General features: G+C 45.1%; 15 protein-coding genes and 1 tRNA gene. 5 read left to right on the forward strand and 11 right to left on the reverse strand.

The window, feature by feature from the left end; all coding sequences use genetic code 11:
• Nucleotides 1-95: 95 nt before the first annotated feature.
• The 3 genes from GK108_RS26470 to GK108_RS26480 all read right to left on the reverse strand — a co-directional run bounded on the left by GK108_RS26470 (nt 96) and on the right by GK108_RS26480 (nt 3,680).
• Complete coding sequence (locus tag GK108_RS26470; protein ID WP_163954599.1) at nt 96-1,304, reverse strand: glycosyltransferase; 1,209 nt, start codon at nt 1,302-1,304, stop codon at nt 96-98.
• Between the two features lie 197 nt (nt 1,305-1,501).
• Nucleotides 1,502-2,416, reverse strand: a complete 915-nt coding sequence (locus GK108_RS26475) for a PfkB family carbohydrate kinase (protein ID WP_163954600.1) — start codon at nt 2,414-2,416, stop codon at nt 1,502-1,504.
• 67 nt (nt 2,417-2,483) lie between these two features.
• Complete coding sequence (locus tag GK108_RS26480; protein WP_163954601.1) at nt 2,484-3,680, reverse strand: hypothetical protein; 1,197 nt, start codon at nt 3,678-3,680, stop codon at nt 2,484-2,486.
• A 259-nt stretch (nt 3,681-3,939) separates the two neighbouring features.
• On the opposite strand from GK108_RS26480, the gene cysS reads away from it, so the two are divergent.
• From cysS to GK108_RS26495, 3 genes are all read left to right on the forward strand, one after another.
• On the forward strand, nt 3,940-5,427 hold the full coding sequence (gene cysS / locus GK108_RS26485; RefSeq protein WP_163954602.1) for a cysteine--tRNA ligase: 1,488 nt from the start codon (nt 3,940-3,942) through the stop codon (nt 5,425-5,427).
• Nucleotide 5,428: 1 nt separating this feature from the next.
• Complete coding sequence (locus GK108_RS26490; protein ID WP_163954603.1) at nt 5,429-6,451, forward strand: M28 family peptidase; 1,023 nt, start codon at nt 5,429-5,431, stop codon at nt 6,449-6,451.
• 80 nt (nt 6,452-6,531) lie between these two features.
• Nucleotides 6,532-6,912, forward strand: coding sequence for a hypothetical protein (locus GK108_RS26495; RefSeq protein ID WP_163954604.1), 381 nt, complete (start codon nt 6,532-6,534; stop codon nt 6,910-6,912).
• Between the two features lie 16 nt (nt 6,913-6,928).
• Here GK108_RS26495 and nadD read toward each other — a convergent pair whose 3' ends face one another.
• The 6 genes from nadD to GK108_RS26530 all read right to left on the reverse strand — a co-directional run bounded on the left by nadD (nt 6,929) and on the right by GK108_RS26530 (nt 12,431).
• On the reverse strand, nt 6,929-7,501 hold the full coding sequence (gene nadD / locus GK108_RS26500; RefSeq protein ID WP_163954605.1) for a nicotinate (nicotinamide) nucleotide adenylyltransferase: 573 nt from the start codon (nt 7,499-7,501) through the stop codon (nt 6,929-6,931).
• Nucleotides 7,502-7,560: 59 nt separating this feature from the next.
• Nucleotides 7,561-8,160 carry a guanylate kinase gene (gene gmk, locus GK108_RS26505; protein ID WP_163954606.1) on the reverse strand — a complete coding sequence of 200 codons (600 nt, stop codon included), beginning with the start codon at nt 8,158-8,160 and terminating at the stop codon, nt 7,561-7,563.
• 467 nt (nt 8,161-8,627) lie between these two features.
• Nucleotides 8,628-9,308 carry a sigma-70 family RNA polymerase sigma factor gene (locus GK108_RS26515; RefSeq protein ID WP_246225189.1) on the reverse strand — a complete coding sequence of 227 codons (681 nt, stop codon included), beginning with the start codon at nt 9,306-9,308 and terminating at the stop codon, nt 8,628-8,630.
• A gap of 247 nt (nt 9,309-9,555) precedes the next feature.
• Entirely contained in the window at nt 9,556-10,068 is a 513-nt protein-coding gene (locus GK108_RS26520; protein ID WP_163954607.1) for a hypothetical protein, read from the reverse strand.
• A 104-nt stretch (nt 10,069-10,172) separates the two neighbouring features.
• Entirely contained in the window at nt 10,173-10,976 is an 804-nt protein-coding gene (locus GK108_RS26525) for a (Fe-S)-binding protein (RefSeq protein WP_246225191.1), read from the reverse strand.
• Nucleotides 10,977-11,039: 63 nt separating this feature from the next.
• Nucleotides 11,040-12,431 (reverse strand): 4Fe-4S dicluster domain-containing protein, encoded by a 1,392-nt coding sequence (locus tag GK108_RS26530; protein ID WP_163954608.1) that lies wholly within the window; start codon nt 12,429-12,431, stop codon nt 11,040-11,042.
• 143 nt (nt 12,432-12,574) lie between these two features.
• Between GK108_RS26530 and GK108_RS26535 the strand changes: the two genes are divergently transcribed.
• Both GK108_RS26535 and GK108_RS26540 read left to right on the forward strand, forming a co-directional pair.
• A tRNA-Phe gene (locus GK108_RS26535) sits at nt 12,575-12,647 on the forward strand.
• Nucleotides 12,648-12,939: 292 nt separating this feature from the next.
• Complete coding sequence (locus tag GK108_RS26540) at nt 12,940-13,827, forward strand: DUF2279 domain-containing protein (RefSeq protein ID WP_163954609.1); 888 nt, start codon at nt 12,940-12,942, stop codon at nt 13,825-13,827.
• Here GK108_RS26540 and GK108_RS26545 read toward each other — a convergent pair.
• Together GK108_RS26545 and GK108_RS26550 are read right to left on the reverse strand one after the other, a co-directional pair.
• On the reverse strand, nt 13,818-15,626 hold the full coding sequence (locus GK108_RS26545) for a MutS-related protein (RefSeq protein WP_163954610.1): 1,809 nt from the start codon (nt 15,624-15,626) through the stop codon (nt 13,818-13,820). The two genes, GK108_RS26540 and GK108_RS26545, sit on opposite strands and share 10 nt — an antisense overlap.
• A gap of 98 nt (nt 15,627-15,724) precedes the next feature.
• A complete protein-coding gene (locus GK108_RS26550; RefSeq protein WP_163954611.1) occupies nt 15,725-16,141 on the reverse strand; it encodes a Fur family transcriptional regulator in 417 nt (138 codons plus the stop codon).
• Nucleotides 16,142-16,182 lie beyond the last annotated feature (41 nt).

The raw sequence follows: 16,182 nt of genomic DNA on the forward strand, positions 1-16,182 counted from the left end.
CAGTGTAATTTATAACTTGGATACAATAGACAAGGCTGACTGAAATATGGATAAATTTAATTCCTACGCCGTACAACCCACTTCATACCTATTGGTTAGGAAAGCTTCATTTTATCCTTCTGCTGCTCTGCCGAGCTTGTATGGGGGGTAGGTAAAAAGCTCTTAAATGCTTTCCGCATATTGAAAATAGCTCTAGCGAAACGTAACATCAGCACAGGCACGAGCATAAGTTCGCGCATACCAATCTGTCTCCATAGATAGCCCGGCACTGATAAAGCCAGGCTAATGCAAAGCGCGGTTAATGAAAGCAATGGAATGAGCCATAACGTAGCAATAGGGCTCAAGAAGCCCAGCAAAGTGCACACAAATAGTACTCCCAATAATAATACCCGTGGTAACACTAAAGCCTGAATAACCTTGAAGGCACTTGCCATCCGGCCATTCATCAATTCGGTTACTCCTCGTCTGAAATAAAATTTCAGAAATTGCCATTGTGCAGCAATCCATCGGGTCCGTTGATTCTCGAATACGGCCTGCTGAGCTACTTTTTCATCATAAACAAAAGCATTTTCCAGATAGGCAATTTTGTAGCCAGCCAGAACAATATTCATTTCCAGCTCTTTGTCATATCCACCCATCGTATGTAAATTCGACATGCCCTTCTTCATCAGAACAGGGTCGAAGGCCATACCGGAACCAATAATCGACGAAGACAACCCTAATGCCCGACTGCCTTTCCGGAAAATATGGTTGTTGATTTCTTCGCTTATAGCATCCAGAACGGCTACACTTGTGTTGGTATTCTTAGCAACTCTATGCCCCTGAACGGCTTTCCAGTTCTGGTCAAAAGCCGTATTGATCCGGCTCAGGAAATCAGCGGCCATGTGGTTATCGGCATCGGAGACGACCAGAATTTCGTATTCGTCGTCCGATATTTTTGACAGAGCGGTATTGATCGCTTTAGCAACCGTAGATACTTCAAACGACACTTCAATTACCCGCACCGGCATTGTTGCCAGTTTTGCCAGCGTCTGTGGCTGAAAAGAATCGGCTATAACAATCAGGTCAAATGCATGGGCTGGATACTGTTGCTTTAAGTTTGCATTCACCGAATCAATAATAACAGCGTCTTCTTTATAGGCCGGAATTAATACGCCAATTTTTCTGAAACGAGGAGGCTGGCTCGACGGATACGTATCATCGGCGCGACCAAGGCGACCGGCAATGGCAAATACAGCCAGATAAAATACAGATACAGCTAGATAGATTAAGAAAACTAAATATATAAAGTAGAGAACAGACATGATAGTGTAATTATACTGATAAACAGACAGTCATGGATTGCCTCCACTTTGTTACAATCCTATAAATTTTATTCAACAATAAAAATAGTAACAAAAATAAACCTTTTCTTATAAAATAGATATATAACTTAATAATAGCCAATTATACGTTAATAGAGTAGAGCATCAATGCCGACGCTCTACTCTATTTTTTTCATCTAAAGACCGAAGGCCGATAGTTTTACAAACTGATCCACTCGATCCTGAATTTCTTCATCTGTCAGGTTTAGCATTCGCTCAGCACCGAATTTTTCCACACAGAACGATGCCATTGCCGAACCATAAATAATAGCACGCTTCATATTGTCAAACGAGATATCGTCCGTTTTGGCCAGATGACCAATAAAACCACCGGCAAACGTATCGCCTGCTCCGGTTGGATCAAACACTTCTTCGAGTGGCAAGGCAGGCGCAAAGAAAATCCGGTCTTCGCTAAACAGAAGTGCACCATGTTCGCCCTTCTTAATGATTACCGTTTTAGGACCCATAGTCCGAATTTTAGCCGCAGCTTTTACCAACGCGTATTCGCCTGTCAGCTGACGAGCTTCTTCGTCATTCACGACCAATACGTCGACTAGTTTCAGCAGATTCTTAAGGTCCGCGTTGGCGATATCGATCCAGAGGTTCATCGTGTCCAGAACGATTAGCTTCGGACGGGTCTTCAGTCGCTCAATAACCATCTGCTGAATCGCGGGGGCCGTATTGCCCAGCATCAGATACTGGCAATCCTGATACGAGTCTGGAATCACAGGATCGAAATTTTCCATTACGTTCAGTTGTGTTTCCAACGTATCACGGGTGTTCATATCATTGTGATACCGACCCGACCAGAAGAACGTTTTCTCTCCTTGTTTGATCTGAAGCCCTTCCGTATTGATACCATGCTGAAGCAGATAGTCAATCATCGATTGCGGAAAATCATCGCCGACAACCGCTACCAGATTATTCTTCTTTGTAAAATACGAAGCGGATAAGGTAATATACGTAGCGGCACCGCCTATGATTTTGTCGGTTTTGCCGAATGGTGTTTCCAGTGCGTCAAACGCAACCGATCCAACGGTAAGTAAGCTCATTTTTATAAGTTTTCAGTTTTAGTGTATAGTTTTCAGTGCTTCTGTACGCGATTTATTCACTGAGAACCTATTTTTTCCGCCCAATCACGGGGCATCGTTTGAATGGTTTCGTTTCGTCGAATAGTTTTCGGTACGTAACGTGTGTTTTGACAATTTTAGAACCCAGTTGACTGACAAACCGTACCATGATTGGATTGAAATCGCCCACCCAGTTCATTTCTAATTCGGTATACTGGAATCCGGGATTATGATCCGCTTCGTACGGCATACGTAGCGCAATGGCCGCTTCAACGCCTTTACCCTGATGTTCGGGCGCTACGCCAAATACCACGCCAAACGCTTTATGGTTGGTTTTGAGCAGCATGTGCCACAAAAATTTCAATTTACCGATCAGATCTAACTTGCCATTAACATGTTTAAATACCTGATTGAGCTCTGGTAAACAGACGAAGAAAGCAACCGGCTCGTCACGGTAGTAGGCGAAATAAATAATCTTATCGTCGATAACTGGCTTCAGCTTTTTCATCAATAGCTGGGCCTGTTCTGCGGTCATGCCTTTCACACCACTATGGCCTCCCCAGGCGGCATTATAAATATGCCTGAACTGTTCGGCTGCGGCTGGTAAATCTTTTTTGTTGATTGTTTTGAAGCTGTAATCCGGATTGTCGTAAACACGTTGCGCCCGGTCTTTTACCGCCTGCGACATATCCACCAGCTTTGCCCAGGTTGTGGGTATGCCAAATGTAAATTGTTTGAAATAGTCCTTAAACCCGTAGTTTTCAAAGAAGGAAATATAGTACGGTTTTGTGTAGGGCATACAATAGTTTGGCTCACGCTCAAAACCATCGACCAATAACCCCCACCACCGATCACGATCGCCAAAGTTGATAGGCCCATCCATGGCTTCCATACCTCTACTTTGAAGCCATGCTTTTCCGGCGTCGAAAAGCATAAAAGCAGCCTTTTGGTCTTCAATGCATTCAAAAAAGCCCAAACCACCCGTAGGTTGGTCATTGTCGAGGTTGGCAATTTCGCGGTCTACAAAAGCAGCAACCCGCCCTATGGTTTCCTGCTTATCGTTCAGTAATAAATACCGAACGCATTCACCATGCTCGAAACGTTTATTCCGGGCGGGGTCGAACACTTCCTCTACGTCGGCATCCAATGGACGTATCCAGCAAGGATCGTTCCGATAGAGACGAACGGGAAACTCAATAAATTCTTTCTGATATTTGGCATTCGCGCCAACGTCAACTACCTGCATTACTGTTGTCTAAGCGGGTAAAGTCTAAAAACAAAGCGCGAATATAGCCAAAAGCGTTCGGGCTGCGTCAGTTAGGCTAGCGTTTTCCGCCGAACAATCCGTAACTTCGCCTTTCGTAACAGGATCATTTCTAGTATGCTGATAAAGGAAATAGTCGTTCTTATCGCTCAGTGTTGTTAGCCGCTGACGTTCTCCTCTCTAGTTGCCTATTCGGCAATCCAATCGCCGTGTCAGTATTTTAGAAACAGTTAATCAACCGATGCAACCATTACACCTGTATAATACGCTTTCTCGCAAAAAAGAACTGTTCGAACCGCTTAATGCCCCTTATGTAGGGATGTACGTCTGCGGCCCAACCGTTTACAACTACGTTCACCTTGGCAATGTCCGTACCTTTCTAACATTCGATACGTTATACCGCTATTTAACCTTCATCGGTTATAAAGTGCGCTACGTTCGTAACCTGACCGACGTAGGGCACCTGGTGGGCGATGGCGACGAAGGTGAAGACAAAATTGGCCGTATGGCGAAGCTCGAAAAAGTAGAGCCAATGGAAATTGTTCAGCGATTTACGAACGATTTTCATACCGTAATGGCGCAGTTTAATACCATCCCACCCAGCATTGAACCAACAGCCACCGGGCATATGGTTGAACAGATCGAAGCTGTTCAAACCTTGCTGGCCAATGGATTGGCGTATGAGTCGAATGGCTCCGTTTATTTCGACATCGAAACCTATAATAAACGAGGAGGCAATTACGGTAAGCTGTCTGGCCGGATTCTGGACGACTTGCTGAACGAAACCCGCGAACTGGACGGCCAGTCTGAAAAGCGGAATCCACTCGATTTCGCGATCTGGAAGCGGGCTTCCCCTGAACATATCATGCGCTGGAATTCGCCCTGGGGAGCTGGTTTTCCTGGGTGGCACCTGGAATGTACCTGCATGAGTACCAAATATCTGGGCAAGCAATTTGACATTCACGGTGGCGGTATGGATTTGAAATTCCCGCACCACGAATGCGAAATTGCTCAGGGCGATGGCCTTACAGGACTCGATCCGGTTCGGTACTGGATGCATTCGAATATGCTGACTGTTAACGGTCAGAAAATGTCGAAGTCATTGGGTAATTCATTCCTGCCAGCCGAACTGTTTGCCGGGAGCCATTATTTGCTCGAACAGGCCTATAGTCCAATGACTGTACGGTTCTTCATGCTCCAGTCGCACTACCGTAGCACGCTCGACTTTTCGAATGAGGCATTGAAGGCTGCCCAAAAAGGGTATCGTCGGTTAGCCAATGGATTACGGGTTATTAAGACCCTAGACTATCAGCCCGACGATTCAGTAACGCCAAGCGACGATAAGCAACAGGATATCCGTCAGGCCGTTCAGCAGTTTTACGATGCTATGAACGACGATCTCAATACGGCGGTTGCTATCGCGCAATTATTTACGCTGCTGAAATACATTAACATGATCTACCTCAACCAGCTTCAGTCTGCTACGTTGGGAGAAGAGGTGTTTACGCTACTCAAGGAATCATTCGTTACGTTCATGCAGGACGTACTGGGTCTGAAAGAAGAAGGCACTAGCGATCAACCTGTATTGGAAGGCATGCTGACTCTCTACCGGGAGTATAAAGAACAAAAGCAGTACGATAAAGTAGACCAGATTCGTTCGTACTTCAAAGCACAGGGACTGGCCATTAAAGACATGAAACACCAGATCGACTGGGCTTATGAAGAATAAAATGAGTAGACATATCATTCTTTCTGTCGTTGCTTTCCTGGTAACGGTTAGCGCCTGTAAAACAAAACAGAGCCAGAGCGATGCAACCGAAACCACTGAGCAAACCAACGTAGTGACAGCTCCGTCTTTCAACGCCGACTCGGCTTATACGTACATTGATAAACAAGTAAAATTTGGGCCGCGCGTACCCAATACACCGGCGCATGTCAACACCGGGAATTATCTGGTCGCCAAACTGAAGCAATTCGGTTGTGAGGTTACAGAGCAAAATTTTGTGGCTACTACGTGGGATGGAAAAAAGCTTAATGCCCGTAACATCATCGGTGCTATCAATCCTAAGGCAACCAAACGTATCGTTCTGGCCTCTCACTGGGATTCTCGCCCACATGCCGATCAGGACCCAGACAAAGCTGACCAATCAAAACCAGTTACGGCCGCTAACGACGGAGCTAGCGGAGTAGGTGTGCTGCTCGAACTGGCCCGTACGATTCAGCAAAGTCAGCAAAAACCAACCGTTGGTATTGACATCGTTTTCTTTGATGCCGAAGACTGGGGGAATGGCGATAAAGCCTCGAACGACTTTGAAAAAGAAACCGGCAATCAATACGATTATATAGGTTTCTGCCTGGGATCTCGCTACTGGGCAAAGAATTTGCATAAGCCTGGTTACTCTGCTTATTACGGTATCCTGCTGGACATGGTCGGCGCTAAAGGGGCAACATTTGCCAAAGAAGGGCTTTCGATGCAGTTTGCTCCCTCTGTAGTCAATAATGTATGGCAAACGGCTAGTCGGTTAGGCTACAGCCAGTATTTCGTTGATGCGCAGGGCGGTCAAATCACCGACGACCATCTGGCCCCCAATACCATTGCCAAAATTCCAATGATTGACATTATTCATACCAACATCGGCTCTGGTGGTTTCTTTCCAGCCTGGCATACTGCCGAAGATGACATGAGTAATATTGATCGAAATACGCTCAAGGCAGTTGGCCAAACGTTGTTACAAGTAGTTTATAATGAGTAATCAATGAAGTTGATCGAGATAGAAAGAGCACAGAGATCGATCTCTGTGCTCTTTCTATCTCGATCAACCCGAATAGCACTATGAGGCTTATCTTTTTACTATCGATCGTTTTTCTGCTGACTAACTGCAGTACCGCCCCTGACCAATTCGGCAAATTAGATCTGAAAAAATGGCGTAGTGACCGAGGAGGTTGCAATGGTGTTCGGACTACGCTTGTCTCGGACTTCAAGGCAGAGATTCCGAACCTGAAAGGTAAAACCGCCAACACCATTGGCGATTTACTTGGGCGGCCGGATGTCAATCAGATCGAAGACCGAAATCAAAAGTTCTACGTTTACTTCCTTGAAAAAGGAGTGCACTGCGACCAGCCCGGCACAAAATCAACCAGCCGGTCCGTTGCTATACGGATGAGTGCTATTGGTCTGGCAACAGAAATAACGTTCCAGAACGGAATACCCTGATTGATTCTAGTACGTATCAGTAATAGAACTTTTTACGTACGATCATTTCCTCCACTACGTCGGGAACCATATATCGTATCGACCGATTTGAACGTATGCAGTTTCGGATAAATGTCGCCGAAATGTCAAGCAATGGCGCTTCAACCAGGCGTACGTTCGGGTGCGTTTTGAATGGGCTTTCTACAGCTCGGGGGCGCGGATAAACATACAAGCCGTAGTAATCCAGAATCTTGTCGTAATTCTTCCAGTTACCGAATTGTTCCAGATTATCTTCCCCCATAATCAGTCGGAACGTATGCTGCGGATACTTCTCACTAAGCCTTACCAACGTATCAATCGTATAACTGGGCTTAGGCATCGAAAACTCTATATCCGTAGCTTTTAAGCGGCTATTGTCGGCTATAGCCCGTTCAACCATATCCAACCGATCAAACTCGTGCAGCAGACTTTTGGTCTTCTTAAACGGGTTCTGAGGAGACACAACAAACCAAACCTGATCGAGATCGGTAGTCGTCGCCATGGTGTTGGCAATAATGAGGTGGCCAACATGAATAGGATTGAACGAACCGAAAAATAATCCGATGTGCAAAGTAAGCGAATGGTTTATGCGTTCTGGATTACCGCAAAGCCGATAATCCAGAACGGAATCTAAATAACTATACCTTTAGTTGGTACTTTATTTTCCCGAACAAAGTCGTTCACTAATTCCTGCGCCTTTTTGAGCGACGTTGTTAAATCGTCGTTTACCAGGATAACATCAAATCGGTCCTTGAAACTCATTTCAAAGTGAACCTTAAATAACCGTTTGGAGAGGCTTTCTTCAGTTTCTGATCCGCGCCCAATCAGGCGTTGACGTAGTGTTTCTTCATCCGGTACTTGTACAAAAACGGCCAGCGCTTTCTCGCCATAGTACTCTTTCAGCTTCAATCCGCCCTGTACATCAACATCAAATAGAACGTGCTTACCAGTAGACCAGACACGTTCTATCTCTGATTTTAACGTACCGTAGAAAGCGCCCGTATAGACTTCTTCCCATTCAACAAATTCGTTCTCATCGATTTTTTGTTTGAATTCTTCGGGCGATAAAAAATAATAGTCTTTACCGTTTTCTTCACTTCTCCCCCGCCGATCGCGGGTGCAGGCCGAAATGGAAAAGCCGAGATTATTGTTCTCGGCTAGCAGATGCTTGACAATTGTAGTTTTGCCCGAACCAGATGGGGCAGAGAAAATAATGAGTTTACCGTCCAAGGTGGGTAATGAGTTTGTTGGGTAAAAATATTAATTGGGGTAATCAGGGCCACATTTGCTGTTTTCCCTGATTACCCCAATTTGCTTTGTAATCTATTAACTAAACCGCAAGATTTTCGATTTGATCGTCGCAACCAACTGCTCGGGGCAGCATCGTTTTTCCATTCGTTTAGTTAATAATTCTTTTACTTCCTTTTCCAGATGGTACATCTCAATACAAGGCTGGCAAGACTCAAGATTTACCTTTAATCTGGCGAGCTGTTGATCAGTTGCCTCCCCGTCCAGAATTAATTGTATCATCTTCAGGCAGTCTTTCCTGTGACTGCAGTGTTCTTTCATCTCAGGCTTTGCGTTGGATGAAGATGACGATGGTAACGACGTTTGCATTGGAAATGTTCTATTTATTCCAAGAATAGTAATACGTTAAGTTACTAGCAGAACCAAAATATAGTTAGAAAAAGTTCGGTCTAATCTTCATTTTCTTCATTATATCCCATTGAAGATGCGTAATCACGTAATTTTTCTTTCAATAGATTACGAGCACGGTGCAATCGGGAACGTACTGTACCGATTGGGATGTCTAAAATCTTAGCCATCTCCTCATACGTAAACCCTTCAATGTCGCAAAGAATGATTACCGTCCGAAAATCTACCGGTAGCGAATTCAGTGCTGTTGCCACTTCATCACCGATTAAATCAGAAACAGATTCAGCCCGAAGATCAACCGTATGCTCTGCTTCTGCATCTTCAGAGTTATACGTTGTCTCTACGTCCTGGTAATCTACCTTGGCAGGTTCTTTACTTTTTTTCCGATAATCGTTTATGAAGCTGTTCTTCAGAATCCGAAACAGCCATGCTTTAGCGTTAGTTCCTTGCTCAAACGACGAAATGAACCGAAACGCCTTTAAATAAGTGTCCTGCACGAGATCATTGGCATCATCCTCGTCGGTTGTCAGTCGAAAAGCAAAGTTATACATAGAGTCTATGTGGGGCATAAACTCCTTATTAAAGATTTGATACTTCTGCTCGTCGGTATAGCCACGAGAAGGTGTATCGGCCGAGGGCTGGTCGATAGAATCGCCGTCGGGGAGCAATTGGTCGTCGTCGCGAGTTGGCGTATCTGACATAACTTCGTGTATGGTCGCCATAAAAGTAAGAGTAAATTGCCGTTTACCGTAGGCAATTCTCAGCGAATTCATTATTTAGACAGAACCAAAATCGCTGAGTACTATTAGAACTGACCACAAAAATCAGTCCTTTGTTTGAAAAAAGGTTCAAAATCAAGAGAATATGACGATTTGGCAGTGAACGTTTTATATCCGCTCAATGTTAAAGTCGGCTAATTGAAGAAAATATTTTCTTCAATTAGCCGACTTTTCCTGACTGCAACATCAATTAAGCTACAATCGCTTTAAAGTATCGTTTTAACCAGGAGTCCCCCGCTCGAATTGTCCAGTCTGACAAAAACTCTGCCTTTGTTTTTACTAACGTATTAACAATATGCATATCAGGGGTCAGCTTTCCCTCCGATATAGCTGCCTTAATTGCAGCTAACGGATATACGACAACACCCTCCTGTTCAGATTTCACAGCGGCCGATCTATCAAAAAAATCGACGGGATTACCACTACTGGAAATTTGCCGGCCAATTTCCTGAAGCGTCCGAACCGAAGAATCGATCGAACAGCCACTTGGCAGCGTATATCCTTCATCAACGCCCAGTACAACAAACCGATTATCAATAACCTGCGCAGAAGCCAGCAAAGGTTGCCCGTGGGCAGCCCATTGGCTTAAGGCAGGTTGTAAGATTTCCTGGATAGACTCTACTTCCCTATCTGAAAGAGAACGGTTTGCCTGATAAACCCACACCCGCGCCTGATCGGGCAACGTATCAAAATCAACGTACATAACTACATGATGAATTTAGACCGGATTGCTAGCCACACACGCCGGTGCAATGATGTTTTCTGACTGAACAGTGAACGTAGCATGATCATTCACCAGGGTCAAAATTAAAGTCCCTCTCCCCGAGCAATTAGCTCTGAAATATCAAAAACCTTTACGGAATCTTCACGATTTTTGTTTTTCACACCGTCCGACATCATCGTCATACAGAATGGGCAGGCAACTGCAATTGTGTCAGCCCCCGTTCCCAGCGCTTCTTCTACTCGCTCTACATTGACGTCTTTCTTACCGGGCTCAGGCTCTTTAAAATACTGGGCTCCTCCTGCCCCACAGCACAGCCCATTGGCTTTAACACGCTTCATCTCCACCAAGTCCGCATCCAGCGCAGCTAAAACATCCCGTGGCGCTTCATAAATCTTATTAGCGCGTCCCAAATAGCATGAATCGTGAAAGGTTATCTTTTTGCCTTTGAACGATTCACCATCCTTAACTTTAATACGTCCTTCGTTGATCAGTTCCTGTAAAAACTGGGAATGGTGTATTACGTCGTACGTACCGCCAAGTTCCGGGTACTCGTTCTTAAGCGTATTGAAACAGTGTGGACAAGCCGTTACAATTTTCTTTACGTTGTAGCTATTCAACACCTGAATATTTGACATGGCCTGCATCTGAAACAGGAATTCATTGCCAGCCCGCCGAGCTGGGTCACCGGTACAGGCTTCTTCAGGCCCCAATACGGCAAATTTGATACCTATGTGATTCAGAATACGAACAAAAGCGATAGTTACGCGCTTGTATCGATCGTCGAACGAACCAGCACAACCTACCCAAAACAAGATTTCTGGCTCTTGGCCCGCTGCAGCCATATCGGCCATAGTCGGTACAGTATATGTTTTTACTTCCTGTGTCATAATTGTTAATAGGCAGCTTACGCTATAAGTACGGTCAATTGCTTCCTAACCTGATGCCGAAACTTAGTTGACATCATTAACCTGATCAGCCCAGTTGAAGCGGTCACTTGGTGAAAATTTCCAGGGAGCCATGTTATTTTCGATGTTGCTAAACATGGCATTCCATGATGCGGGTGCCTGTGACTCTTCCATAACCCGATAGCGACGTAGCTGAAGGATAATATCCAATGGGTTAATATTGACCGGACATGCATTAACGCAGGCCTGGCAGGTTGTGCAGGCATTCAACTCTTCTGGCGTTATATAATCATTCAGCAACGATTTATCGTCTCTGTAGTCGGGTCCATGCGTTTTCCAGCCGCGCTGAATTTCTTCCAGCCGATCGCGCGTGTCCATCATAATTTTACGAGGAGAAAGCTTTTTGCCGGTAATATTGGCGGGACAAGCTGCTGTACAACGTCCACATTCAGTGCAACTATAGGCATTCATCAGGTTTATCCATTTCAGATCCTGCACATCTTTAGCGCCAAAACGGCCTATCTCTGCCGGCGTATCCGCACCAGGTTGTTCACCATTATCATTAGCTTGTGAACCATCGGGCTCAGTAGTGAGTGGTAAACCAAGTGCTAGCTGCACCTCCTTTGTTATTTCGGGCATGTTTTGCATTTCCCCCTTAGGCTGCAAATCAGAGAAATATACATTGGGGAAGCCAAGCGCAATATGGAGGTGTTTGGAATACGTAACGTACACAGCAAATGCCATAATACCCAAAATATGTAACCACCAACTGCTACGTTCATAAGCTATTAAAGCATTGTCGCTGAAATTGAGAAAAAGCGGTTTTAGAAACTGGCTGATTATAAAGTCGGGCACAATACCCTGTAGCTCTCCATAATGTCCCACGCCCCGATCACGTAGTACGCTGTCAGAAGCATTCCAGGTTAGAAAGGCAATCATCAAAAAGATTTCTGCTAATAGAATGATAGCAGCATCGGTACGTGGCCAGCGGGTCATCTCACGATGTCTCTCTTCCTGAAAGCGATCTACTTTCGCTACAAATCGACGGCATAAAAATACGACGCACACGGCTAGCACCCCAAAGGCCAGTACCTCAAAAACATCAATCAGAACTGGATAAACCGGTGTGATATAGGGCGCAAATAATCGGTGTGTTCCCAGGATACCATCCAATATGATCTCCAGTATTTCAATATTGATGATAATAAAACCCGTGTAGATCACAAAGTGCATTATACCCACCAACGGGTTGGTAAACATCTTTTTTTGTCCAAACGCTACGAGTAGCATCGTTTTCAACCGTTCATCTGCATGGTCAAATCTATTCTCAGACCGACCAAGTTTGATTGCGCGGCTAATGAGCTGTATTCGCTTGGTTATAAACCATACCGTACTACCTACGGCTATGATGAATAAAATTTGCTGAAAAATTTCCATTCGCCTTACACTTTTTTTACTCTGATAATCAGCAATATACTTTTTGACAAAGAAATTTAAACAAAAAAAAATCGTTGATGTCTTGCAAAACCAATCTGGCTGCGTACTTTTGCACCCACGTTTCGGCGGTCATCACCCAAGACGGTGATGTAGCTCAGTTGGTAGAGCAAAGGACTGAAAATCCTTGTGTCGGCGGTTCGATTCCGTCCATCACCACCCTAACGCAAGCCTTCTCTTTCGGGAAGGCTTTTTTTATGGCTATAGTTAGAATTCTAAACGGCATTTTCACCAAGTATAGTTTACCAATAGTATGCAAGCATACTATTTTCTAAGGTGGCAAATATACCGCTTTCTCTGTTGCTAACAAGTCTGCTTGTTGGATGTTTGGACTCCGTGGAGATAAAAAAGAACAATTCTAAAAGTCAATAAGCATTGGCAACAATATAAGTAAACAAAAAATAGAAAAAATAATACAAATAAATAGCTTGCAGGTCTAAATCCTAAAAGCTTGAAAACCTTACTATTATTCTCTCTACTAACGTTCAATAAGGCTGATACACTACCAACCCATATCGATAGTACGGATCAAAAACACGTACTGAAACCAGGCCGATTATGGGCTATTGGCAGTACGTCGCTCCTAACACTGGGCTCAACCTACGTTTATCTGCAACGAACCTGGTGGAACGAAAAAGGTGTTCCGTTTCATTTCGATGAAGGCCGTGACCTTACCTATGCCAGCGGTTTAGATAAAGTGGCTCATTTAACAGGTGGCATTTTTGTTGCAGATATATACTACAACGCGTATCGCTGGGCAGGTTTATCACAACGAAAAGCAGAATGGCTGGCTTTAGGATCAGCCGCTTTCGTAGAGTTAGGAATAGAACTAAAAGATGCCTATTCGCCGACGTATGGATTTAGCTGGCAAGATGTTGCAGCCGGAACGCTGGGAGGTTTTTGGCCCATGCTACAAAACCGATCGGGCTTTCTTCGAGACGCTCAATGGAAAGCCAGCTACTGGCAACAGACAACGAAATATTTCGATGAGCGGGGCATACCGCAACAACGCTTTTCTATTGATGATTACGTAAATCAGACGTACTGGTTTTCGTTCTCACCCGAGCATTTTGGTGGCCATCGCTGGAAAACGAGCTGGCCAGACTGGCTACAGGTATCGATAGGCATGGGGCTGGATGCACAAACCTGGAGTGTTCGGCACGATGGTTTAGGGGGTCGACATGAGTGGTACGTAGCGCCTGATATTAATCTGGTCAAGCTTTTTAAACCACGCAGAACAGGCACCAAACTACTTCTTGGTTTGCTGAAATACATCAAGATCCCGGCACCTACCCTGCAGATCGGTCCTACGCTACGTTGGCACTGGCTTTATTTCTGAATCGGGTTAATTTCTATACCAATTGCCTGCATGAGCTGGCTTGCGTTAAAGCTTTGGCAGATACCATCCCGAAGTTTGTAATCAAACATAAGTTCACCATCAACAAGATCGGACTGAAAATGGTAATTGCGAACAAAATTGGACGTATCCGTTAACTGCCCAAGCTCCAGATCGTGGGTGGAAACGAAACCTGATGCTGTGGTACGGTGTAATTGGCGAATCAACGCTTCAGCTCCTCTATGCCTGTCTGCAGAGTTCGTTCCTTTCAGAATCTCATCCAGGAAATAAAGAACAGGCACCTTTTCAGACTGCCGACTTAAGTAGATCAGTGTTTGCAGGCGTTTTAACTCGGCGTAGAACGACGATGTACTTTCTTCCAGCGAATCCTGGGTTCGCATACTCGTAAATACACGTACCGGCGAACAAACAAAATTCTCAGCACTCACAACAGCACCGGCTAATGCCAGCACCAGGTTCGTTCCAATAGTACGTAGAAATGTGCTCTTACCCGACATATTAGAGCCTGTAATTAAGATTGTTTGCCCGTTTCCTGTCAGCGTAAGCGAGTTGGCTATGCTACGGTCGGGAGGAAGTAGTGGATGAGCAGCAGACGTAGCAACCAATGTAAGCTGATCGTCGACTATATCAGGTGTAGCATACATCGGATGGGCATACGCAAAGCCTGCCAGGCTATTTATTGCTTCTAGTTCGCCCAGGGCGTCAAACCAACGGCTAAGGTGCGGCCCATGCTCACGGCGCCACTGCTCAAGTCTGAACAAATAGTGAACATCCCACAAAGTAGCGATGCCAAAGAACAGATAGAAATAGGGGTTTCTGCGATAGTTTAACCCTTCCGTCAAACTCGCCAGCTGCCCAATAGCTTCCGAAGCTAGTCGATCCGTAGACTGTAATGCCTGATTAATTGCCTTGAGCCGTAACGACTCTCCTTTTAGTTGTTCAGCCTGGTAGAATAATGACCTGAAGGAACGTAGCGCGGCAGAAATTTCAAACGTTTGCTCGCTTACCCCTTTCGCCCGCTCTGACGTCTGACTCAGTAATCCTCCATGAATAGCTAAGGCAATCAAAACAATCGATCCGGGAACGTAACCTGAAAGCCAGGCTACAAATAACCCTAACGTAATAGCAGGTAATAAGAACCGCGCTACGTTCAGATAAGCAGGCATTGGTGCCAATTCGGCTGTAGCCCATTTCACTAGCGAGTCAGGCGAATGAGCCGTTGTTTCCTGCATGTAGGCCAGCGCTTCGAACTGCTGTCGCCAGTCTATTTTATCCTGAATTTCACGAGATGCTTGCTGACGTAGCCGAATGGCATCGGGGCCAGTCGGTGTCTGCAGCCAGTCGGCCAGCCGCTTTTGGCCTTCGTACGTATGAGTTCGGTTGAGAAGACGGAACAACGAATGTTTACCAAATACGTCCAGATCGCCGGAATAAAAATGGGTTGGATTGGCAAATTGCTGCCCCGTTTCCGGCCGTAAATAAGTACGTTTTAACCGGTCAGCTTCGTCCTGGTTAATGAAGGCCAGATAATGATTTACGTCCCGTTTTTCACGGATGGCCTGATGCTTTTTCAATAAAACCAGGAAACCTGTAATACCAACTACTGAACTAACGAAGGCCCCCGCTTCCTGATCTGCCTGAACCAGCAGCCAGACAACTACAGCGCTGGCAACGAACCAGATGAGCCGCCAGAATGCTAATTGATTATACTGACGTTGTGCAGCCTGCTCTGCCTCAAGAAATTGTTTCTGGCGCGATTGGAAGGTGGTTTCTGTGGTCATATGCACTATAAAAAAATCGGCAGTGTCTCCACTGCCGACAGCAAGAGTTATACAGTAAGAGAAAGCTCTAAATCCTGTAAGCTTTTTCCGTTACGTAATTACTTATTACAATCCTGGCAAACACCCTGAATCAGCAGATTCATTTCCTTTCGGTCGTACCCTTCCGGCAATGCAATTGACGGAATTCTTACCTGCTCCAGGCATTTTGTTTGTCCACAATTTTCGCATTTAAAATGGACATGGTCGTGATGATGATGTCCGTGAGCACAGGTCTCCCGGCACAAAGCGTATTTCGTTCCTCCCTCATCATCAAGTACTTTATGAAGCAATCCTTTATCAAGAAAGGTCCGTAACGTCCGGTAAATAGTCACTCGATCATGATCAGGACCGAGGCCACTCTCTACGTCGTTATGCGCTAATGCATGCCCAGCATTCAGAAACAAATCCAGCACTTCCTCCCTGCCATTGGTATGCCGGAGGTTAAAGTCTTTCAGGGTTTTAGCAGCCGCAGTCATGACGGTGTATGATTTAGTTTCCTGTTTATGATTTATCGTAT

Origin of the sequence: Spirosoma terrae, assembly GCF_010435915.1 — a bacterium.
GTDB lineage: Bacteria > Bacteroidota > Bacteroidia > Cytophagales > Spirosomataceae > Spirosoma > Spirosoma terrae.